The following is a 21,687-nucleotide window of genomic DNA, read 5'->3' as shown; positions in this document are numbered from 1 at the left end:
CAGCTGGCGATCTTCCAGCCTGTTATTTGCGGTGCTCCGCAGACAAACACGGCGCCCCGGCAGCGGAGCCTTGGACCCCGGCGCAAATGGGGAGTCATATGGGAAAAGGAGAGAGAAAATGAATCTGTTAGTATGTGTCAAGCAAGTACCCGATACAGCGGAAATTCGTATCGATCCTAAAACAAATACGCTGATCCGCTCGGGCGTACCCAGTATCGTTAATCCGTTCGACTCTTATGCAATGGAAATGGCAGCCCGGCTGAAGGACGCAGTGCCGGGCAGCAGGATCGTAGTGCTGTCCATGGGGCCGGAGCAGGCCAAGGCGGCGCTCAAACAATGTTTAGCGGTGGGGGCGGACAAAGCATATCTGATCAGCGACCGCGCGTTTGGCGGTTCCGATACGCTGGCAACCAGCTATATTCTTTCGCGCGCCGTCGTTCGGGTAGAGGAGCTGGAGGGCAAATTCGATTTGATCTTCTGCGGCAAGCAGGCGATCGACGGCGATACGGCCCAGGTGGGCCCAGAGATCGCGGAGCATCTGGATTACCCGCAGGTGACCTGTGCAGTTGGGCTTTCTGTGGAAGGAGACACTGCAAAAGTCAAGCGCGAGTCGGAAGATGATTTTGAATTGCTGGGCGTAAAAATGCCGTGTGTGATTACGGTGACGAAGCTTCCCTACGAGCCGCGGTACCCCACCATCCGAACCAAACTGGCCGCGAATAAGGTCGAGATTCCCACTCTGACCTCCGCGGACCTGACGATCGACCTCAGCCGCGCGGGGCTGAAGGGTTCGCCGACAAAAGTGAAAAAAACCTATACGGCGCCGCAGAAGTCCGGCGGGGTCAGAATTCAGGAAGAAAGCGGGACAGATTCAGGTAAAAGGCTGTTTGAGTCGCTCTGCGAAACCTGTGTGATATAAGAGGGAGGGAAAAATAATGGAAGCAAAGACAAAGGATTTGTGGGTGTTGATCGAGACCGATCGGAACGGCAGGGCAAAAAATGTTGGCTTGGAACTGCTGAATCCGGGCCGCCGACTGGCGGACGGGCAACAGGGAAAGCTGGTGGCCGTTGTGATCGGCTCTCAGGTGGATGAGGCGGTCAGGACTGTGCAGGCGCACGGGGCGGATCAAATCATTGTGGTGGACGGCCCCGAATTTGCTCGGTACACGACCGACGCCTATACCGACGCACTGCATGCGCTGGTGGAGAAATATGGTCCTACCACTCTGCTGATCGGAGCGACCGGCAACGGGCGCGACATGGCCCCCCGTTTGTCCTGCCGCCTGAAAACGGGTCTTACGGCAGACTGCACCGCGTTGGACATCGATGAGCAAAGCGGCAATGTAGCGTGGACCCGCCCGGCCTTTGGCGGAAACCTGATGGCTACCATTTTGTGCCCCGACCACCGCCCGCAGATCGGCACGGTGCGCCCCGGTGTTTTTAAGAAAGAAGAACCTGACGACAGCCGCTCTGCAGAGGTGATCAAAGAAGACATTCACATTCCGGAAGAACGTCTGCGCACCAAGGTTCTGGATGTGATCAGCGAACTGAGCAAAGAGCTGGTCGATTTGGAGGGAGCAGAGATCATTGTTTCCGGCGGGCGCGGCGTAGGCGGCCCCGAGGGCTTCCGCACGATTCGGGAACTGGCGGACGCGCTTGGCGCAACGGTCGGCGCATCCCGCGCGGCGGTGGATTCCGGTTGGATTTCACGTTCTCATCAGGTAGGGCAAAGCGGAAAGACCGTAGGACCAAAGCTTTACATTGCGGCCGGTATCTCAGGTGCGATTCAGCATCTGGTGGGCATGAACAGCTCCGACGTGGTGGTCGCCATCAATAAGGATCCCGACGCCCCCATTTTTGGAGTAGCCGATTATGGCGTGGTAGGCGACCTGTTTCAGGTGCTGCCGGCGTTGACCGAGTCCGTTAAAAAGAGAAAGGGGCTTTCGTAAGCGACAGAATCCCATTCTCGCTCCCTTTTTTAAAAGAAAAGAAACCAAGCTGACTTTTAGATTACTTATAGGATATAATTTCGAGAATATACAATTGGTATTATTTCTGCTGAAGATTAGGATAAAAAGATGCAGGGCTGCGGTTGCTGGTTATGAGGAAGTTCGCAGAACCAGAAATTATTCCTCCACAATGTAACTCATATCACCCAAATGGTATATCTCGATGATGCATTCTTTGACAGACCCTTCCGCTGAAAGGTATCCGCTGAATTTTGACATATTGTAGCCATAGGTTTCATCCATGATGTCAAACCCGGCATTGCGATACTGACCGATGAATTCGTGCAAATCCATTTTTTTACCGGTAAAGCTGCCACAGTTACCGCACGGAACATCTTCATATTCCAGCAGATACACATAGCTGAAATCCCAATCTGTTTTCTCAAACTCGATACAGCCGGCTGCTTGTTCAAAGGGCTCGATGGTTTCTATGAATCCGCTCTGCAGCTGCATTTGAAGGGTGTCGTTTGTTACCTGAAAGCCAATCACTTTCCCATCGTGCAAGCTGTAGGGCAGATCGATCTGATTCCTGCGAATGACCCGGTTCATGAGATCGCCTCTATTCCTGTTTCTTTTCCTGACATTGTAGCAGACCCAAACGGGAAATTCAACCGAAAGCGGCCGGGAGACAATATTATCGGTCAAAGCGTCTGTCGATACGGGTTCATAGAAAAAGGCGGTATCCTGCGGGCATTGCAGGTACCGCCTTTTTCTGTTTGATTGGACGAAAGGATTTTACAGGAACAGATCGCGTTCCCCGGCGCGCATGCGCTCAATGTTCCGGCGGACGATTCTCTGCACATTCGGGTTTTCGATTTTGTTCAGCTCGTTCTCCAGCAGATGCCCTCCCATTTCGGTCAGCTCGGGGTCGCCGTAATCGAGCATGTACTCCAGCAGCGTCATCAATGCGTTTGGGGTACAGGTATTTTGGATGGTTCCGCTTTTCGCCAGCTGCATAAAGCGGTCGCCGGTGCGGCCCTGCCGATAGCAGGCGGTACAGTAGCTGGGGATGTATCCGTTTTCGATCAGGGTCTTGATCACCTCAAGCGGGCGGCGCTCATCCGAAAGCTGGAACTGCCCGGATACCGTCTCATGCGGGGAATCCTCCTCCTGCTTGTAGCCGCCGATTTCCGTGTTGGAACCGGCGCTGATCTGCGATACCCCGTAGTGCAGCACCTCGTCGCGCATCTGGGCCGATTCGCGCGTAGACATGATGATGCCAGTGTAGGGCACCGCAATCCGCAGAATGGCCACCAGATGCTTAAAGGTCTCGTCATCCACCAGATGCGGGAAATCCTTCAGGCTCATGCCCTCGGCCTGCTTTAAGCGCGGCATAGAGATCGTGTGGAAGCCCACGCCGAAGCGTTCTTCCAGGTGTGCGTTGTGCATCATCAGGCCGAGTACCTCGAACTTCGGGTCGTACAGGCCGAACAGCACGCCTGCGCCCACATCCTCGATCCCGGCTTCCATCGCGCGGTCAAACGCGGTCAGGTGATAGTCGTAATTGCTCTTTCGACAGTGGGGATGCATAGCTTCATAAGTAGGTTTGTGGTAAGTCTCCTGGAACAGAATGTAGGTGCCGATGCCCTTTTCGTGGAGCATGCGGTATTCCTCCACCGTGGTGGCGGCAATATTGACGTTGACGCGGCGGATGCTGCCGTTGTCAAGCTTCGTGTCGTAGATGGCGTCGAGCGCATCCAGAATGTACTGAATGTCGCAGTTGACGGGGTCCTCTCCGGCCTCAAGAGCAAGGCGCTTGTGGCCCATGCGTTCCAGCACGCGAACCTCCTGCTGAATTTCCTCGCGGGTCAGGCGGCGGCGCGGCATCTCGTTGCAGCGCTGAAAGCCGCAGTAAACGCAGTTGTTCACACAGTGATTCGAAACATACAGCGGTGCAAACAGCACCACGCGGTTGCCGTAGATTTTCTTCTTGATGTTCCCGGCAACACGGTAAATGCGCGCCAAAAGCTCCGGTTCGGTGATTTCAAGCAGCAGCGCGATATCCAGATAATCCAGCGTTTCTCCGTTTTCCGCACGCCGAACGGCGACTTCACGCTGTTCGGATGTACTGTTTTTTGCCTGCTCCAGTAATTGATAGATTAAGTCATGATCCAATTGCATCATGCTGCATCCTCCATTCTTTATGGTCGCCCCGGCTCACCGTCAGGCGGAATCCGGCCCGCTCCACGCGGCCCTGGATGCAGAAGCGGCATTCCGCCGCTTCGTCGCCGGTACAGATTTTGTTGTCGTACAGCAAATACTTTTTCCGAACATCGGTGGGGGAAAGGTTCGGCATCACCACGTTCGCCCCGGCCTTCAGGGCCTTTTCCCGCCCGAGCGGGTCAAGTGTGCCCACTGCTGTGGTGGCGGGCAGCAGTGCCGTAGGCAGCAGCACCCGCAGCATCGCGAGCAGCAAGAGCGTCTGCTCCACCGTGCCGGAGGGGAAAGTGCCGAACGGCGTGTCCTTCTGCGGAATAAACGGCCCGATCCCCACCATGTGGGGCTGTAGCTCCTGCAAAAACAGAAGGTCGTCCGCAAGGTATTCCGGCGTCTGGAACGGGGAGCCCACCATGAATCCCGCCCCTACCTGGTAGCCGATGTCGCGCAAATCCCAAAGACATCGCTTGCGGTTCTCGGGAGACATGACGGCGGGGTGCAGCTTGCGGTAATGCTCGTCGTTTGCGGTTTCGTGGCGCAGCAGATAGCGCTGTGCGCCCGCATTGTAAAAACGCTGGTACGATTCACGGCTGCGCTCGCCGATGGAAAGGGTTACGGCGCAGTCCGGGTGCGTACTGCGAATGGAATACACAATGCGTTCGATCCGCTCGTCGGTAAAGTATGGGTCTTCGCCGCCCTGCAGCACAAAGGTGCGGTAGCCAAGCTCCCAGCCCAGCGAGCAGCACTCCAGTATCTGGCGCTGGGTCAGGCGGTAGCGCTCGGCGTACGGGTTGCTGCGGCGGATACCGCAGTACAGGCAGTCGTTCTTGCAGAAGTTGGTAAATTCAATCAGGCCGCGGGTGTAAACCTCGTTGTCGTAAGAAAGGCGGCGAAGCCGGTCGGCTTCCCGCATCAGCTCTGCATAGTCGGCGCCTCCGCCGTCGCGGATGAATTCCGCAAGCTCCGCGCGGGTCATACGGGCAAGGTCACGCATAGCTTCCCTCCTTTTTGTGGGTTTCAGGGATCGGCTGAAGCACGCGGTCGAGAATACCGGTCACATAGGCGATCAGCACGCCGTAGTTTACGATCGGCACTTCGGCCTCCCGCGCCTGTTGGATGCGGCTGAGCATTTCGGCGCGGTTGATCATGCACGCGCCGCAGTGAACGACGAGCGCGTATTCCGGCAGCTGCTTGGTGTAGCCAAGTCCGGAAGAAAACTCAAAGTGCAGTTCCTTTCCGGTTTTCTGCCGCAGCCAGCGCGGGATTTTCACCTTGCCGATGTCGTCCTCCTGCCGATGGTGCGTGCAGGCTTCGGCAATCAGAACCCGGTCGCCGTCTTTCAGCGCGGCGATCGCCCGGGCGCCCGCGGCCAGCTCTGAAAGGTCGCCCTTGGCGCGGGCAAACAGAATAGAGAACGAGGTCAGCGGCATGTCCGGCGGCAAAAGCTCCGCCACGCGCGCAAACGCCTGCGAATCAGTGATCACCAATGCGGGCGGGGCCGCAAGCGCGGCAAGCGCCGCGGGGATTTCTTCCGGCTGCACCACCAGAGCGGGGGCAGGCAGCTCCAAAAGGGCGCGCAGCACCTGCTGTTGTGGCAAAATCAGCCGCCCCTTGGGCGCGGAGGAATCGATGGGAGTCACCAGCAGCACCAGCTCACCGGGCGAAACAAGGCCGTCCAGCAGGCCCGGTGCTTTTTGCTGCGGCTTTGCGTTCGATAACACCGCAATCAGCTGCTGCATTCCCTGTCCGGTTTGAGCAGAAACCGCAATTGCGCCCTCCGGCGCGGGAAGACACTCCAGATCGCTTTTGTTCCATACCAGAATCACCGGTAGGCCGCGCTGCCGAAGCTGCTGCAGAAAATCCTCTTCTTCGGCGGCAAGGCCGTTTTCGGCGTCCGCTACATACACGGCGATGTCGGTTCTGCCCAAAACCTCCAGCGATTTTTCACGCCGCAGCGCGCCCAGCTCGCCGGTGTCGTCGAGTCCGGCGGTGTCGATCAGCACACATGGCCCCAGCGGGAACAGCTCAATGCTTTTGTAGACCGGGTCGGTCGTTGTGCCGCGCTGGTCGGAAACAATGGCGATGTTCTGGCCGGTCAGCGCGTTGATCAAGCTGGACTTTCCGGCGTTTCGCCTGCCGAACAGCGCAATGTGCGTGCTCACGGAACGCGGGGCCTGATTTTGCTCCATTCAGGAAACCTCCTTTTTCGAAATCGAAGTCTTGACGGTCACGTGCTCCAGCCTGCCGAGGCGCCCGGTCAGGCTGTTGATCTCGTCGGTACTGCTGACCACTACCAGAGAAATCACGGCCATGTTCTCCTCCGGCATGGGGATTCCCATGCGGCCCTTGACGATGCCCTGAAAGGAAGAGATCACCTGATTGAATTCCTGCTGACACAAATTCGGCTGCTCTAAAATGGCGCTGATCACAGCGACTCGGTTCATAACGCATTCCTCCTGAAATAAATAAAAGCCCTTCCGAGAATTCGGAAAGGCTTTGGGGTCTGATCAAAACGCAGCAAAACAGACGGCCCGCTTGTAAAAGAGGACTATCGATCCGTTTCTTTCAGATCAGCAGTGCTTTTCCGTCAGATTCGTTTTTTGTGGGATTCGGTCCGGCAGATCTGCGAAGAAAATACTTGGCAGAAATGGCGGGTTAGGTCTCGTTATCATACAAATCTTCAATGAAAGAAGCGAGAAACGCTTTTTTAACGCTGTGGACAGCGGTGCGCAAAAATATGAAATGTTCGCGGGGTTCGTATGATAAGGCTCTCGTAGCGGCACATACCGCCGGCCGCTTCACGACAGTTATTAAGTTGCGAATTTTATCTGCAATTTAATTAGAGTATAAAAGGAATTGGCCAGATTGTCAACTAATTGACAGACAAAAACCACGCTGGATTTTTGTCTCTGCTTCCAAACTGTTCCGCGGATTTTGTCAGTTCCTTCTGCTTTTGCAGCATCTGTAAACGGTACTTGCAAAATACGGAAAAATTCTCTACAATAAGTCTAAAAGGAGGCGCTTTATGAATAAGACAAGGATTGCAATTGTAGGATACGGAAATATCGGCAAGTATGCGCTGGAGGCGGTTCTTGCCGCGCCGGATATGGAGCTGTCCGGGGTCGTCAGAAGAAACGCCGGGGAGCCGGTGCCAAAGGAACTGGCAGGCATCAAAGTGGCACAGGATGTAAGCGAGCTTGAGCCGGTGGATGTTGCGCTGCTGTGCGTACCGACGCGCAGTGTGCAGGAATATGCGCAAACATTTCTTGCAATGGGCATTCATACGGTAGACAGCTTCGATATTCATACTTCTATTCCCGAGCTGCGGGCGGTTTTGGGCCAAAAAGCGAAAGAAAGCGGCCGGGTGGCGGTTCTTGCCGCCGGGTGGGACCCGGGCAGTGATTCCGTGGTGCGTGCGCTGATGCAGGCCTGCGCGCCCAGAGGCATCACCTACACGAATTTCGGCCCCGGCATGAGCATGGGCCACACGGTTGCGGCCAAGGCGGTGAAGGGCGTAAAGGGCGCGCTTTCCATGACGATTCCGCTGGGCACGGGCGTACACAGACGAATGGTTTATGTGCAGCTGGAGGACGATGCAGATCTTGCGCAGGTCACCGCGGCGATCCGGAGCGACGATTATTTCGCCCATGATGAAACACATGTGATTCAGGTGCCCGATATCAGTGCCGTTATCGATAGGGGGCATGGCGTACGGATGGAGAGAAAGGGCGTATCCGGCGAAACGGACAACCAGCGGTTTGAGTTTCGTATGGAGATCAACAACCCTGCTCTGACATCGCAGATTATGGTTGCGTGCGCCAGAGCCGCAATGCGCCAGCAGCCCGGCGCTTATACCATGATCGAGATTCCGGTGGTTGATCTGCTGCCCGGCAGCCGAGAAAGTGCGATTGCCGCTTTGGTCTAAAAAGTCCGGAACCCAATCGCCGGGTGGCTGTTTTAGGGCTGGCCCGGTTCGGCACTCTCCCAGAATGGGGATCATATAAAGATAATATAGCTTTAAGCAAATACAGCGATTTCTTCCCCCGCCGCAGACGGGGGAAGAAATCGCTCACTTTATTAGTGACTTATTAATTTATAATGCCAATTCCCCTTCGGCACTCTCCCCAAAGCAGGGTCATATACTATCAGAAGGAGATGATCTTGAATAAGGGGGAGAATGCGATTGGGCCAATATAAGATTTGTGTATACGCGATCAGTAAAAACGAGGAAAAGTTTGTCGACCGCTGGATGGATTCCGTCAGCGAAGCCGATCTGGTGATTGTGGTCGATACCGGCTCCATAGACCGTACGGTCGAAAAGCTTCGGGAGCGCGGCGCGACGGTCTATGAAGAGAAAATTATTCCATGGCGGTTTGATGAGGCGCGAAACCGCGCGCTCAGCCATGTCCCTGACGACGTAGACATCTGTGTATCGATCGATCTGGATGAGATCCACGAACCCGGGTGGACAGCGGTTCTGGAATCCGCCTGGAGCCCGGAGTATACCCGCGCAAAATACCCGTATATCTGGAATCATCGTTCCGACGGTATGCCCGATCAAAAATACCAGAGAGAAAAGATTCACCGGCGGCATGATTTCCACTGGATTCGCCCTGTACATGAGATTTTGGAATACACCGGGGAAGGCGGAGAAAACGAGATATGGATCGAGGAGCTCGTTCTTCATCATTACCCGGATGTTTCAAAGCCCAGAAGCCAGTACCTGCCCTTGCTGGAGCTTTCAGTAAAGGAAGACCCGTCTGACGACAGGGCCACGTTCTGGCTTGGCCGAGAGTATCTGTATTACCAGAAATACGATTCTGCGATTGAAACGCTGAAACAGTATCTAAAGCTTCCGGCGGCAAGATGGGGCGAAGAGAGAAGCGCCGCCATGCGGTTTATCGCGCAGAGCTATGAAAAATTACAGGATGGCAAGGCGGCCATGACATGGCTGTTCCGCGCGATTGAGGAATGCCCGACGGTGCGCGAGCCGTATCTGGCTTTCGCCAGACTGGCCTATGAGGAAAAAAACTGGCCGCTGGTGTACACTATGGTGCGGTCGGCGCTTTCGATCACGCAAAAGAGCGGCAGCTACCTGATGGAGCCGGAATGCTGGGGAGCGGAGCTGTACGATCTGGGGGCGGTTTCCGCCTATTATCTGGGCCTGTATGGGAAGGCGGAGGACCACGCGGAAAAGGCCTGCAAAATGCGGCCTGCGGATGAACGCCTGAAATCCAATCTGGAACTGATCCGCCAAAGGGTACAGGAGCAGGCCGATTAGATTCCCTGAAAATCTTTTTGAAATGATTGCGTAGCCTGGTTGCGGGAATGCCTCAGGTGTGATATAAAGAAAGAAATGAAATCACTGTTCCGCGCGGACTGCCAAACGGGCGGGCCCGCTTTTCCCATAAAACAGATGCCGTCCATGTTGTTTCCGGGCAGCATCAGAGGCTTTTTGAAGAATGATCTGTAAGCATAACAGAACGGCAGGGCAGTGAAAAGGAGTGATTCAGGCATGAACAGCACGCAGCAGGTTACGGTCAAAATGATCGACTATTACGCCGGTGACCCAAAACGGATTCAGCATTTCATTAAGGTGTATCATTTTGCCAAACTCATTGGAGAAATGGAGCACATTGACCCCGATATGCAGGAAATTCTTGAGGTTGCGGCTCTGGTGCATGATATTGGGATCAAAAACAGCGAAGAAAAATACCACAGCAGCTCAGGAAAGTATCAGGAGCTTGAGGGCCCGCCGGAGGCCGAGGCGCTTTTAAAGCCGCTCGGTTATCCGGAGCCGTTTGTAGACCGTGTGTGCTGGCTGGTAGGCCATCATCATACTTACGGCAATATTCAGCAGATGGATCACCAGATTCTGGTGGAGGCGGATTTTCTGGTAAACGCCTATGAGGATGCGCTGAGCGAGCAGGCGATTCGCAACGTTCTGTCGACCCTGTTCCGCACGGAAACCGGGAAGCATTTGCTGAAAACAATGTTTTTGAAGGATGAATAACGTGTTTCCATAAAGCGCTGTGGCGGCCATATGGCCGCCACAGCGCTTTCAGAAAACTTAATCTACTGTGATAACGGAAACAGGACACCCTTCCTGTGCTTCAACGGCTGTTGCCTCTGCGCTCTCCGGAACATCCTCCTGATAAACCTCTGCTACGCCGTCGTCTGCCATGCGAAATACTTCTGGACAGGTTTCTGCACAGAGTCCGCAGGAAATACAACCCGATCTGTCAAGCATTGCCTTCATAAAGTACATCCTTTCTTTTGTGATATCACTTGAAATTCTTTCCTTTTCAGCCTCAATAAATACTAGGCTTCCTTTATTTTACTGCCAAGTTGTTAAATTTACCAGATACTCTGCAAATATTTTCTCTTTCTATGGAAAAATCATACGATAAAGGCTTTCTCTAAAACATAAAAGAAGAGTGCGTGAAGCTAAAATACATCATAATAACCTTACGGTGCAATCCAAAGCTTTAGGCGCCTGAGAGCGTTGAACCATCGGCCGAGTGATTCTGCTATTGATGATCTATGTCAATCTCTTCCTGCAAATTTGTGGTATAATAGCGATAATAGAAGTTCGCTCATCGCTTACGGGAAAGAGCAAGATTCAAAAACGGGATCGCAGTTCGAAAGAGTAAATCCATTCGCAGTACGACGAACAGGGCAGAATAAAGTAAGAGTGAGCATATAAGAAGAATGAAAACAGGAGGAATTTGTTCCAATGGAGCGGAAAAAAAGCTTGGGAGAACCCGAAGAATGGCCGTCGATCGAGATTTTTGATTACAGTACAGATGTCTGTGATATTTTCCTTTGGGATTTTTCATCCTCGCAGCGGCTGGATTCGCTGGCCGATATTGCTGAAAAACATGTGCGGTGGATCAATGTGGACGGCCCCTGCAGCGAAGAGCTATTGAATGAGATCGGGACTGTGTTTCATATTCATCCGCTGGTCATTCACAATCTGCGCAATCAATTTCAGCGCGCCAAGGTAGAGGAGTACGACGGGTTTCTTTCCGTCGTGACGAAAATGATTTATTTTACCGGCGACGCTCTGACGGTAGAGCACACCAATATTCTGCTTGGGCACAATTATGTCCTTACCTTTGGGGATACCAAAGGGGATGTGTTCGAGAGCATCCGCAGGCGCATTCAGGCCGATGCGCGTGTGCGCTCCATGGGGGCGGATCATTTGGTCTATCTGCTGCTGGATGCCATTGTTGACGGTTATTTCGATGTGCTCGAAACGATCGGCGGGCAGATCGACGATCTGGAAGACAGTATCATGGAACAAACCACAAAGCAGCATCTGCTGCAAATCCGCGCGATCAAGAAAAACCTGCTGCGGGTCAACCGGCATATCTGGCCGCTGCGCAACGTGGCCTCGCTGATGGACAAGGAATCGAGCGAGCTGATTCATCCCGAAACGGAGCCGTACCTGCGGGATGTTTACAATCATATCGTGCAGGCCATCGATTCTACCGAAACTTACCGCGATCTGCTGTCCGGCCTGGCCGATCTGCATTTTTCGAACATCAGCTACCGGATGAACGAAATCATGAAGGTGCTGACCATCATCTCCACCATCTTTATCCCGCTTACTTTTATTGTGGGAGTGTACGGGATGAATTTTAAATATATGCCCGAACTGAACCAGACGTGGGGATATCCTGTTGTTTGGGCAGTGATGGTCGCTGTCAGTATTGTGATGATCCTGTTTTTCAAGAAGAAAAAATGGTTTTAAATTTGAGTTGGTCGTGCTTTGCAGATGCCGTTCTTTCAGCTTGAAAAAAAGCCGGCTGGTATGAAAGTAAATCCAGAAAACTTCTTTCGCTTATCCGGCAATTTCCTCTTTGTGAGATGCGTATTATCAGTTTCAGATAAAAAAAAAGCCGCATGATCTTTTTGATCATGCGGCTTTTTTCTGGGGAGAGCAAGAGATGCATCTGAAAACAGAAACGCAGGTTCCGTGCGGCAAAGCGGAAACCTGCCGCTGCAAAAAGGCCCGGAGAATGGAATCGCCCCGCCAAAGACAAAGGTTCATATCGAGTGTCGTTGTAAGCGATTCTTTAGTCGGCAAATTTCACGTGAACGAACTTCATCATTCCCGCCTTGTCCATAACCGCCATCTGCGCGCGTATTTTCAAGCCATCGGTATAGGCGAGCCCCTTAAAGTACGGCTCAATGCTTACTTCACGAATCGCCGTGGACCAGCTTTGTATGGCTGTGGCATCGTTCACATAGAAGTACATCTGCGCGCCTTTGTTCCCGGTTTTCTGTACCATTTCATTGGACTTTTCCACGGCGGTTTTCGATTCCGCGTCAAAGTATACCTCGCCCCCGGGAAATCGGCGTGCCATGGAGGAGAAGATGGCTTTCAGCTGTTCTTCCTTGAAATAGTAGAAGACGCCGCCCGAAATAAACAGAATTCCGTTGTCCTTATCGAAGTGGATATCATCAAACCACGACTCATCAAAGAACGATTTGGGAATGCAGGTGCTTCGCTCTGTGTCGGGCAGCAGCGTTTTACGGTATGCAATCGAATCGGGCAGATCAAGGTTGTACCAATGTATGCTGCCGTTATCCACACGAGAAAACCCGGTATCCAGCCCTGCCCCTATGTTGACGATGGTGCCCTTTGGGTGCTTTTCCATAAAGCGGCGAACGGCATCATCCATTTTCCGCGCGCGAACGATATAGCAAAGTCCGCTGAAATCACCGAAGGTTTTTTCAATGCCGGAAAAATCAAATGAATGCTTCCGGATGATTTCCATGGCGTCTTTGTCCTGAAGAATGTTCCGGTATTTTGCGCTGTATTTGGCGCGGCCCCATAGGGGAATCAGCATGGTTCCCTGTACAGACTGCAAATCCAGAGGCGTGGGATGGCTCATAAACTCACTCCTTTAGGTATATTTATGTGTTAGAATAGACTAACTCAAGTATATCACAAGATGGAAAGAAAGACTACAAAAAACCGCATGAACTTTATATTCATACGGATTGAAAAGTCAGGTGATAAAAGATGCAGGCTTTCAGTGCAGATACAAAGTAAAACGCACCCACAAATGTGAGTGCGCTATTCGCACGCAGGTTCAACCTGCTGGCGGAGAAAAAGGGATTTGAACCCTTGCGCCGGTTACCCGACCTACTCCCTTAGCAGGGGAGCCCCTTCACCACTTGGGTATTTCTCCGAATCTATTTTATTGATAAGCTTGTCAGCTTTATTTACGAATGGCGGAGGGGAAGAGATTCGAACTCTTGGTCCCTTGCGAGATCACTAGTTTTCAAGACTAGCTCCTTAAACCACTCGGACACCCCTCCAACACAAGGTGCGAGAGTTATGATACCATAAGTTGTATGCTATGTCAATGGATTTTGCTCATTTTTCGTACAAAAAAATGATTGCTTCCAACATTTTGCCTTCAAAACAACATCATTCCTTCAGCAGCTGCCAGCGCTCCCGATAATCCGGCAAAATGGATTGTACCAGTGCATAAAAATCCCTGCTGTGGTTTTTATGGCGGATATGAGCCAGCTCGTGTACCACAACGTAATCCACAGCGCGCATCGGGTATTGCATCAGCCGCCAGGAAAAGCAAAGCCGGTTTTTGGGGCTGCAGCTGCCAAAGCGGGAAACGGCCCCCGTGATCGTAATGCCGGTGGGGTGCAGCTCCATCAGGCCGGAATAATAGGCGACCCGTTCCGGCAGGATTTCCTTTGCGCGGCGAATAAGCTGTTCGCGCTGTTCGTCGCTCGGCTCCGGGTGCTGCTCTATGCGGCTGCGCTGCCGTTCCAGAGCGGATTGAATCCAGCTTTCCCGCTGGGTGACGAACAGGTCGATTTCTCTCTGCGGGCAGCGCTTGGGGGCGCGCACCACTACGGCGGCATCACGCGTAATCTCCAGCGAAAGGGTCTTGCGGCTGGAGCGGATCAGGGTATATTCCGGTTTCATAAGGTATCCTTTCCTGTTTTGGGGCATTTAGTCAATCAGGTGATGCGCATACCATTTGTTGCCCTTCACCCGGAATAGGAAGATTCCGGACCGGACCGTCCATTCGAGGATCATCGCCACATAAATGCCGATGAGTCCCAAGCCGAACGGAATAGCCAGCAGCCAGCCGCCGGCAACACGCAGGGTCCACATGCAGCACAAAGAAACAACCGAGCTGAATTTGGCGTCGCCCGCCGCGCGGATGGAGGCGGGAATGATGAAGCTGAGTGACCACACGAAGGGCATGGCGATCGCGGTCACGATCACGATGCGCCGGATTTCGGGAATGATCTGCTCCGGCGGGTTGAAAACGCCGATCAGGCCGGGCAGCAGCGGCTGTACGACCAGCAGCATAATCAAATAGCATATGCTCGAGAGGATCACAAATGTCCGGATGAATTTGCGGGAATCGTCGACCTGCCGCCGTCCCATGCATTGGCCGATAATCGTCACCGCAACCTGGCTGATGGTGTTGCTGGGAATTTGCAACACCATAATGATCGACCAGACAATGGCGTTCGCCGTGATTGCCAGAGTGCCCAGAGCGACAATATAGGTCTGCGTCAGCAGCTTGCCGCCGTTAAAGAACACCTGTTCCGCCGCGAAGGGAAGGCCGATGTACATGATTCGTCTCAGAATATCCTTATTAAGACGTAAAGCGCCCCGGTACTCAAAATGGAGAGTATCGTCCAGGCGGGTGAGGAAGAGGAGGGAACAGGCCGCACCCAGACCGCGTGCGATATTCACCGCAACGGCCATCCCGACCACGCCCCAGTGGAATACAGAGATAAACAGAAGATTCAAAAGCACATAAGACACATTGGTGATCAAAGTCAGCGCCAGAGCGGGCCGGGTGCGCCCTACACCGCGCAGACAGCAGACGCAGCCCTGGTACAGGCCAAACGCGGGGTAAGAAAGAACACTGCCCAAAAGATAGAGACGTGAGTTTGAAAAAACGTCCGCGTCGGCGCTGCCGAACAGCAGCCACAAAATCGGGTCGCGGAACAGAATCAGGACGAGACCCAGGCCCAGTGCCAGAAGAGGAACCGCCGCTACCGTTTGTTCGGTCGAGCGCGACACCATCTCTTGATTGCGGCTGCCCTGATACTGCGCCACTACTACCGTGCCGCCGGTGGCTACCGCTACCAGAATCGTCGTCATCAGCAGATTCAGCGAATCCACCATGTTCACGGCGCTGATTGCCGCAACGCCCGCGGTGCTGATGAGGGCTGTGTTAAAAAAGTTGATGCCCAGAATAAAGGCCTGCTCCAAAAAGATGGGCAAAGCCAGCGCAAGAACCTGCTGGTAGTGGATGCTTTTTCCGGAGAGATACTTCTCCAGTAAGTAAGAGGTTCGCTGTTTTATGATGAGAAGCGTTTTGCTGTGCAACAAGATCACACCAATTCCTTTAAAGCTGTATTTGGGCAAGGGTACGAGGCCGTACCGGCGAAGAAAGCGCCGTTGTCCATTAGACTGGGATGCAAAGCGCCGACCAGATTTTTCAGAAACAAGGTGCTGAAATAACGAAAAATAAAAAATCTGTTAATGTGTATTACTATACAACGAAAACGGTGGTTTGTCACGGGATAACGGCCCCAAAAGAAAAAGAAAAATAGGGCGTTTTTCTGTCAATATTCCCTTTCCGAAATTTCTGAATGAAAATATCCTGCAATTGGCTGATAGCCTTTTGCAGAAACACGTGAAGAATTTCACAGGTTGCGAGAAACAGATGCTTCTTCCAGCCTGAAAAATCACGGCGGTTTGTGGGGAATGGTTTGGGAATGGATGGAATTTGTGTTATAATAACCTCGCGGCACAAACCGAAGCAAAGCTTCGGGTGTATGTGCCAGCAGACAGGCTGATCCTGCATTCACATCGCGAAAAAAATCCGCAAAGAAAACGGTCTGATCTGTCGCGAACGAAAGCCTTCTACGGTGCTAAACAAGTCCGCCCCAGCATAAGACACAGGTTAAGACATCCTAAGAAGAATAAATCTAGAAGAGAATCTTTTTTGAAAATAAAAGGAGTATCAAACCCATGGATGGAAAGCAAAGAAAAAATATAACGGTTGGGTCATTGGTAGACGTCGTCCAAAAGCAGGATCAGCCAACGGGACGGCTGACGCGGGGGCGGGTTGCACGCCTGCTTACAAAAAGCCCGAATCATCCGCATGGCATTAAGGTAATGCTGGAATCCGGTATTGTTGGCCGGGTACAGTATGTAATAGAAGAACAGGAGGAATCATAATGGAGCGCTTATTTGTATGTTACCCCAAATGCACCACCTGCCAAAAGGCCGAACGCTGGCTGAAAGAGCATGGGATTTCCGCCGAGGTGCGGAATATTAAAGAGCAGAATCCGTCGCAGGAGGAGCTGACGCAATGGTACCGTGCATCCGGGCTGCCGCTGCGAAAATTCTTTAACACCAGCGGCATAGCCTACCGGGAGCAGGAGCTTTCCAAAAAGCTGCCGGATATGAGTGAGGAACAGCAGCTGGCGCTTCTTTCCACCGACGGAATGCTGGTCAAGCGGCCGATTCTGACAGACGGGAAAACCGTGCTGGTTGGCTTCCGCGAGAAAGAATGGGAAGAGGCTCTGCTGAAATAAAGCAAAAAGAAAAAGATTCAAAACGGCGGAACTCTTCATCCACTCCCTTTTGAATCTTTTTTCGATTATAGGCTTTGCCGTTCGGCGTTTTTCTGGTTACGGGATTCAGGCTGCCCCAACCGGCGCGCTTTTGCAGATCCAGCTTTCTGCGCTGTGATTTGCTCATTTTGTCCCGCGGAATCATTTTTTCCATCAGCACTCATCCTTTCTGGTTTTAGTATACCACAAAGTAAGAGAAAAGTCATCTTCCGGCAGTGGAAAGTAAGGTCTGGCAAAATTCGGAACAGTGTGTTATGATATAATAACATGAGAATGATTATCAAAATTAATCAAAAAACAAAGAGGACGGAAAGGGGAATACAGCATGAGAAGAACCATTCGTAATACAGTTACCGGAAGTACACAATATGACGGCGCGGGGGTGCGTCTGGTACGCGTGATCAGCCGCCCGGACGTAGAGGATTTCGACCCGTTTCTGATGCTGGACGCATTCGATTCTACCGATTCGGCTGATTATGTGAAAGGGTTTCCGTGGCATCCGCACCGGGGGATCGAAACTGTCACTTATCTGATTGAGGGAACGATCGAGCACGGTGACAGCCTCGGCAATAAGGGCAGTATTGATAACGGCTGCTGTCAGTGGATGACGGCGGGCGGCGGCATTCTGCATCAGGAGATGCCGAAGGAAAGCCCCCGTATGCTCGGTGTCCAGCTTTGGCTGAACCTGCCGGCCAAAGATAAAATGACAGCCCCGAAATATCATGATATTCGTGCCGAGCAGGTACCTGCGGTGGAAACCGAGGCAGGCACCACCCGCGTGATTGCCGGCAGCTACCAGGGCACAGCAGGCCCCGGGCAGGGCGAATTTGTTCCGATGACGATGCTGGACGTTGCGCTGAACTCCGGCTGCGAATGGAATCTGACCGTTCCCGCTGCGGATACGGTGTTTGTGTATGTAGTGTGCGGAGAAGGCAGCTTTGCAGAGCAGGATGGAGAGATTCAGGAAAAGCATGCGGTTTTGTTCCGTGAGGGAGAAGAGCTGTCGGTCACAGCGGGCGCACAGGGCGTACGCTTTCTGCTGTTCAGCGGCCCTCCGCTGAAAGAACCGATTGCCTGGGGCGGTCCGATCGTGATGAATACCCGTCAGGAGCTGCAGCAGGCTTTTCTGGAGCTGGAACAAGGCACCTTCGTAAAAGACTGATTCCTTTTTCATAATCATAAAGAGAAAGCGGGAGCGTGCCCCTGAAAAGGGCTCGCTCCCGCTTTGTATGGTCGGATTTGTTTTGATAGGGGCAAATCCTTTCCCTGTTATCACTCGGTGCCGTTAGTTCAAAGTGTCGGCATAGTGCTTCATGGCCTGTGCCAGAAAAGCCGAAAGACCCTCGCCGTATTTATCGATATTTTCGGTAAAGCGTGAGTCGTCCACATACATTTGACCCAGTCCTGCGAAAGCTTCCGGCGAATAGTGATAGCCGAAATTGTCATTCAGAAAATGATAGAACTGTCCGACTTTCTCCAGCACCTCGGGGGAATCCGGCGGAAGCTGGCGGAACTGTGCAAGCGTGCGGAAGATGTCTTCCATCTGCTGCGCGATCTTCTCCTGCCCCTCTTTTCCCAGATCGGAAAGCGTGTCGTTGCTTTTCTGAACCGTTTCGTCGCCCCAGCGGCGCCGCGCTTCTTCTTCATAAGGATTCTTCGAGAAATCGAAGCCTTCAAATTTTTCTTTCGGTGTCATGGTGATTTCTCCTTTCCATGTTTTGTGTGTTTTGAGTAGGGTGTCCAGCATGGTGTCGATCCGACGGCGCTCGTGCACCAGGTAAGCTTTTTGTATCTGAAATGCCTGCTCCCGGTCAAATTCGGGGTTTTCCATCAGCTCGCGGATGACAGAAAGGGGAAAACCGCATTCCCTGAAGAACAGGATCTGCTGCAGACGATCCAGATTCTCTTCGGAATACTCTCGGTACCCGTTTTCGGGGTTCCGCTGCGGGCACAGCAAACCGATTGCATCGTAATGATGCAGCGTGCGCACGCTCAGGCCGGTCAGGCCCGCAACCTCGTTGGTGTTCATATGGGAATTCCTCCTTTCAAAGAGTATCATAAGCTATGACGCCGCGTCAGAGTCAATAGGTATTTTATCATTTTTTCAAATTTTTTATTAATGCGTGATGTATTTGTTCAAAGCGCCGTTCAATTTTCCCCCGTAGAAGTGGGGAAGGCTTGCTGTTTTCCCATTAATTGATATAAAAAAACAGTCCGGAGAAAACCGGACTGTTTTTTTAAAGGAATGCTTATTTTGCAGGGACAACAGCGCCCGCGTAGGTGTCTTCGATATACTTTTTGATGTCGTCGCTTCTCAGAACTTCTACCAGAGCCTTGATGCCCGGGTTGTTCTCATCGCCGTCACGTACCGCGATCACGTTCACGTAAGCGGTGGCAGCCAAAGAGGTATCAGCCTCAGCGGCAAGCGCATCGGCAACCTTCAGGCCGCCGGCGATGGCATAGTTGCCGTTGATGACAGCAAGGTCAACATCGGGCAGGGAACGGGCGGTCTGGGCCGCTTCGATTTCCTGAATCTTCAGGTTCTTCTTGTTCTCGGTGATGTCGTTCTTGGTGGCGGTGATGCCTGCGCCATCCTTGAGCTTAATGAGGCCCTGATCCTGCAGCAGCAGAAGCGCGCGGGCTTCGTTCGTGGTGTCGTTTGGAACCGAGATGGTCGCGCCGTCCTTCAGCGCATCCAAAGATTTGGTTTTGCCGGCATAGATGCCGAAGGGCTCATAGTGAATATCTCCTGCGGAAACAAGGTGAGTACCCTTTTCCTTGTTGAAGTCATTCAGATAGGTAATATGCTGGAAGTAGTTTGCGTCCAGCTCTTTGTTTTCCAGTGCAAGGTTCGGCTGCACATAGTCGTTGAATTCCTGAATGTCGAGCTGGTAGCCTTTGTCCTTAAGCAGCTCGTTGGCCTTCTTCAGAATATCCGCGTGGGGCGTGGGGGATGCACCGATCTTAATGGTCTGCAGCTCTGCTGTGGAAGAAGCGGGTTCCGAAGCCGTCGCCGCACTGCTGGCGGAGGAACCGTTGGAGCAGCCTGCCAGAGCAGAAACAGAAAGGGCCGCAACCAATAATAGAGAAAGAATTTTTTTCATTGTCAATATACCTCCATACAATTTTCACACCGATTTTATGTTTAAGACTTACGCTTATCACTTTTCCCGGCGGAGCGCATTCCAATTTCCTGGAAAATCTGCACCACAATGACCAGAAGGGCAACCGTGACGAGCATAATATCGGTTTGATAGCGATAGTAACCGTAATTGACCGCAATTGCGCCAAGTCCGCCGCCGCCGACAAAACCGGCTGTTGCGGAATACCCCAGAATCGTGGCAATGGCGATGGTCGCTCCGTTGATCAGGGAAGGAACCGCCTCCGGCAGCAGCACCTTAAAAATGATCTGCTGATCAGATGCGCCCATGGAATGAGCGGCCTCGATCACGCCCTTGTCGACCTCCATCAGGGAGGACTCCACCATACGCGCGATGAACGGCGCGGCTGAGAGTGTCAGCGGAACAATGGTCGCGGTGGAACCGAGGGAAGTACCCACGATCAGCCGGGTCAGCGGAATCACCATGACCATCAGAATCAGGAAGGGAATCGAACGTGTGATGTTGACGATCACGTCGAGCACCTTGTAAAGCGGAGCGTTGGGGCGAATTCCGTCCCTTGCGCTGATGACCAGCAGAATGCCGAGCGGCAGGCCGATCACATAGCCGAACAGAGCGGAAAACACGGTCATATATAAGGATTCCCCAATGCCGACCAGCAGCATCTGGATCGTGGTGTTATCCCACATAGCCGCTCACCTCCTCCACCGTCAACCCGCGTCGCTGCAGATAACGCAGCATATTTTCCCGCAGGGATTCCTGCTGAGGAACCTGAATGACAATCTGGCCGAATGCCTTGCCGTCAATATTTTTCGTATCCGCATAGATGATATTCACGGGGATTTTGAATTCCAGCACCATGTCCGCAATCACGGGTTCAAACGAAGAGTTGCCGTCGAATACGATCCGGTAGCAGGTAGCGCCGGCGTCCTGCGCCGAGAAGGGCTCGCTCTTGCGGCCGTCCGGGTAAACAAGCTTCTGTGCCGCGGCGGTTTTGGGACGGAAGAAGATTTCCTCCACGCTGCCGACCTCGGCAATATGGCTCTTGTCGATGATGGCCACCCGGTTGCAGATCTGCTCGATGACGCTCATCTCGTGCGTGATAATGATAATGGTGATGCCCAGCCGCTGATTGATGTCCTTGAGCAAAGACAGAATCGAAGCGGTTGTGGTGGGGTCCAGCGCACTGGTGGCTTCATCGCACAAAAGCACCTTCGGGTTCGGGGCCAGAGCACGGGCAATCGCCACGCGCTGCTTCTGCCCGCCCGAAAGCTGCGACGGGTACGATTTTGCGCGGTCGGAAAGGCCCACCAGCTCCAAAAGCTCTTTGGCTCGTGCCTTTGCGGTCTTTTTGTCCACCCCGGCAATTTCCAGCGGGAAGCAGATATTGCTTTCTGCGGTGCGCTGCATCAGCAGGTTGAACTGCTGAAAGATCATTCCCATGGAACGGCGTACCGTGCGAAGCTGCAGATCATTCAGCTTCGCGATGTCTTTGCCGTCGAACAACACGCGGCCGGCCGTGGGGCGCTCCAGCAGATTCATGCACCGCACCAGAGTGCTTTTTCCGGCGCCGCTCATGCCGATGATCCCGAATATATCCCCTTGCCGAATTTGCAGATTAATATCTTTTAAGGCGTGAACAGTGCCATTTTTGGTTTGGAATGTCTTTTCCAGCTCCTGAATCTCAATCAAAGTTTGAGATGCCACAAAATTCCCTCCTTTTCTACAATAACCCTCTTAGTATATACCAAAAC

22 protein-coding genes and 2 tRNA genes are annotated in these 21,687 nt (G+C 52.9%); 9 read left to right on the top strand and 15 right to left on the bottom strand.

Annotated elements, in window-relative coordinates; genetic code table 11:
• Window positions 1-118: 118 nt before the first annotated feature.
• Both TY09_RS06165 and TY09_RS06160 read left to right on the top strand, forming a co-directional pair.
• Entirely contained in the window at window positions 119-919 is an 801-nt protein-coding gene (locus tag TY09_RS06165; protein WP_042432016.1) for an electron transfer flavoprotein subunit beta/FixA family protein, read from the top strand.
• Between the two features lie 16 nt (window positions 920-935).
• Window positions 936-1,949 (top strand): electron transfer flavoprotein subunit alpha/FixB family protein, encoded by a 1,014-nt coding sequence (locus tag TY09_RS06160; RefSeq protein ID WP_042432013.1) that lies wholly within the window; start codon window positions 936-938, stop codon window positions 1,947-1,949.
• Between the two features lie 177 nt (window positions 1,950-2,126).
• Here the strand turns inward: TY09_RS06160 and TY09_RS17575 are convergent, their stop codons facing one another.
• From TY09_RS17575 to TY09_RS06135, 5 genes are all read right to left on the bottom strand, one after another.
• Window positions 2,127-2,558, bottom strand: a complete 432-nt coding sequence (locus TY09_RS17575) for a hypothetical protein (protein WP_052335564.1) — start codon at window positions 2,556-2,558, stop codon at window positions 2,127-2,129.
• Window positions 2,559-2,744: 186 nt separating this feature from the next.
• On the bottom strand, window positions 2,745-4,130 hold the full coding sequence (hydG, locus tag TY09_RS06150; protein WP_042432120.1) for a [FeFe] hydrogenase H-cluster radical SAM maturase HydG: 1,386 nt from the start codon (window positions 4,128-4,130) through the stop codon (window positions 2,745-2,747).
• Complete coding sequence (hydE, locus tag TY09_RS06145) at window positions 4,114-5,160, bottom strand: [FeFe] hydrogenase H-cluster radical SAM maturase HydE (protein ID WP_042432010.1); 1,047 nt, start codon at window positions 5,158-5,160, stop codon at window positions 4,114-4,116. Before hydE ends, hydG begins: the two co-directional genes overlap by 17 nt.
• On the bottom strand, window positions 5,153-6,355 hold the full coding sequence (gene hydF, locus TY09_RS06140) for a [FeFe] hydrogenase H-cluster maturation GTPase HydF (RefSeq protein WP_042432007.1): 1,203 nt from the start codon (window positions 6,353-6,355) through the stop codon (window positions 5,153-5,155). Before hydF ends, hydE begins: the two co-directional genes overlap by 8 nt.
• Window positions 6,356-6,610, bottom strand: a complete 255-nt coding sequence (locus TY09_RS06135) for a TM1266 family iron-only hydrogenase system putative regulator (protein ID WP_009059799.1) — start codon at window positions 6,608-6,610, stop codon at window positions 6,356-6,358.
• Between the two features lie 581 nt (window positions 6,611-7,191).
• On the opposite strand from TY09_RS06135, the gene TY09_RS06130 reads away from it, so the two are divergent.
• The 3 genes from TY09_RS06130 to TY09_RS06120 all read left to right on the top strand — a co-directional run bounded on the left by TY09_RS06130 (window position 7,192) and on the right by TY09_RS06120 (window position 10,179).
• Window positions 7,192-8,091, top strand: a complete 900-nt coding sequence (locus TY09_RS06130; protein WP_042432005.1) for a diaminopimelate dehydrogenase — start codon at window positions 7,192-7,194, stop codon at window positions 8,089-8,091.
• Window positions 8,092-8,349: 258 nt separating this feature from the next.
• Window positions 8,350-9,447, top strand: a complete 1,098-nt coding sequence (locus TY09_RS06125) for a tetratricopeptide repeat-containing glycosyltransferase (protein ID WP_042432003.1) — start codon at window positions 8,350-8,352, stop codon at window positions 9,445-9,447.
• 234 nt (window positions 9,448-9,681) lie between these two features.
• Window positions 9,682-10,179 carry an HD domain-containing protein gene (locus TY09_RS06120; RefSeq protein ID WP_042432001.1) on the top strand — a complete coding sequence of 166 codons (498 nt, stop codon included), beginning with the start codon at window positions 9,682-9,684 and terminating at the stop codon, window positions 10,177-10,179.
• 57 nt (window positions 10,180-10,236) lie between these two features.
• Here the strand turns inward: TY09_RS06120 and TY09_RS17865 are convergent, their stop codons facing one another.
• Window positions 10,237-10,416 carry a ferredoxin gene (locus TY09_RS17865; protein ID WP_313294210.1) on the bottom strand — a complete coding sequence of 60 codons (180 nt, stop codon included), beginning with the start codon at window positions 10,414-10,416 and terminating at the stop codon, window positions 10,237-10,239.
• A gap of 486 nt (window positions 10,417-10,902) precedes the next feature.
• On the opposite strand from TY09_RS17865, the gene corA reads away from it, so the two are divergent.
• Window positions 10,903-11,922: a magnesium/cobalt transporter CorA gene (gene corA / locus TY09_RS06110; protein WP_042431999.1), complete on the top strand. Its 1,020-nt coding sequence runs from the start codon at window positions 10,903-10,905 to the stop codon at window positions 11,920-11,922.
• 325 nt (window positions 11,923-12,247) lie between these two features.
• Here the strand turns inward: corA and TY09_RS06100 are convergent, their stop codons facing one another.
• The 5 genes from TY09_RS06100 to TY09_RS06080 form a co-directional block, all read right to left on the bottom strand.
• Entirely contained in the window at window positions 12,248-13,069 is an 822-nt protein-coding gene (locus TY09_RS06100; RefSeq protein WP_042431995.1) for a class I SAM-dependent methyltransferase, read from the bottom strand.
• Between the two features lie 210 nt (window positions 13,070-13,279).
• A tRNA-Ser gene (locus tag TY09_RS06095) sits at window positions 13,280-13,369 on the bottom strand.
• A gap of 41 nt (window positions 13,370-13,410) precedes the next feature.
• Window positions 13,411-13,499: transfer RNA gene (locus TY09_RS06090), tRNA-Ser, on the bottom strand.
• Window positions 13,500-13,611: 112 nt separating this feature from the next.
• Window positions 13,612-14,130 (bottom strand): M48 family metallopeptidase, encoded by a 519-nt coding sequence (locus TY09_RS06085; protein ID WP_042431993.1) that lies wholly within the window; start codon window positions 14,128-14,130, stop codon window positions 13,612-13,614.
• Between the two features lie 27 nt (window positions 14,131-14,157).
• Complete coding sequence (locus TY09_RS06080) at window positions 14,158-15,567, bottom strand: MATE family efflux transporter (protein ID WP_242824533.1); 1,410 nt, start codon at window positions 15,565-15,567, stop codon at window positions 14,158-14,160.
• A gap of 639 nt (window positions 15,568-16,206) precedes the next feature.
• On the opposite strand from TY09_RS06080, the gene TY09_RS06070 reads away from it, so the two are divergent.
• The 3 genes from TY09_RS06070 (at window position 16,207) to TY09_RS06055 (ending at window position 17,976) form a co-directional block, all read left to right on the top strand.
• Window positions 16,207-16,416: a YwbE family protein gene (locus TY09_RS06070; RefSeq protein ID WP_009059816.1), complete on the top strand. Its 210-nt coding sequence runs from the start codon at window positions 16,207-16,209 to the stop codon at window positions 16,414-16,416.
• A complete protein-coding gene (locus TY09_RS06065; RefSeq protein WP_042431989.1) occupies window positions 16,416-16,775 on the top strand; it encodes an arsenate reductase family protein in 360 nt (119 codons plus the stop codon). Before TY09_RS06070 ends, TY09_RS06065 begins: the two co-directional genes overlap by 1 nt.
• A 364-nt stretch (window positions 16,776-17,139) precedes the next feature.
• On the top strand, window positions 17,140-17,976 hold the full coding sequence (locus TY09_RS06055) for a pirin family protein (RefSeq protein ID WP_042431984.1): 837 nt from the start codon (window positions 17,140-17,142) through the stop codon (window positions 17,974-17,976).
• A gap of 123 nt (window positions 17,977-18,099) precedes the next feature.
• Here the strand turns inward: TY09_RS06055 and TY09_RS06050 are convergent, their stop codons facing one another.
• The 4 genes from TY09_RS06050 to TY09_RS06035 form a co-directional block, all read right to left on the bottom strand.
• Window positions 18,100-18,843 carry a MerR family transcriptional regulator gene (locus tag TY09_RS06050; protein ID WP_042431982.1) on the bottom strand — a complete coding sequence of 248 codons (744 nt, stop codon included), beginning with the start codon at window positions 18,841-18,843 and terminating at the stop codon, window positions 18,100-18,102.
• 220 nt (window positions 18,844-19,063) lie between these two features.
• Window positions 19,064-19,918, bottom strand: a complete 855-nt coding sequence (locus tag TY09_RS06045; protein ID WP_009059800.1) for a MetQ/NlpA family ABC transporter substrate-binding protein — start codon at window positions 19,916-19,918, stop codon at window positions 19,064-19,066.
• A gap of 41 nt (window positions 19,919-19,959) precedes the next feature.
• Window positions 19,960-20,622, bottom strand: a complete 663-nt coding sequence (locus tag TY09_RS06040) for a methionine ABC transporter permease (protein ID WP_009059790.1) — start codon at window positions 20,620-20,622, stop codon at window positions 19,960-19,962.
• The gene (locus TY09_RS06035; RefSeq protein ID WP_042431980.1) at window positions 20,612-21,640 is read right to left on the bottom strand and encodes a methionine ABC transporter ATP-binding protein; all 1,029 of its coding nucleotides are present in this window, start codon (window positions 21,638-21,640) and stop codon (window positions 20,612-20,614) included. The genes TY09_RS06040 and TY09_RS06035 overlap by 11 nt, the downstream gene beginning before the upstream one ends.
• Between the last annotated feature and the right edge of the window lie 47 nt (window positions 21,641-21,687).

It is taken from the genome of Faecalispora jeddahensis (assembly GCF_000577335.1).
Classification (GTDB): domain Bacteria; phylum Bacillota; class Clostridia; order Oscillospirales; family Acutalibacteraceae; genus Faecalispora; species Faecalispora jeddahensis.
Note: the sequence above shows the minus strand (reverse complement) of the source record. Positions and strands in the feature narration are given on the sequence as shown.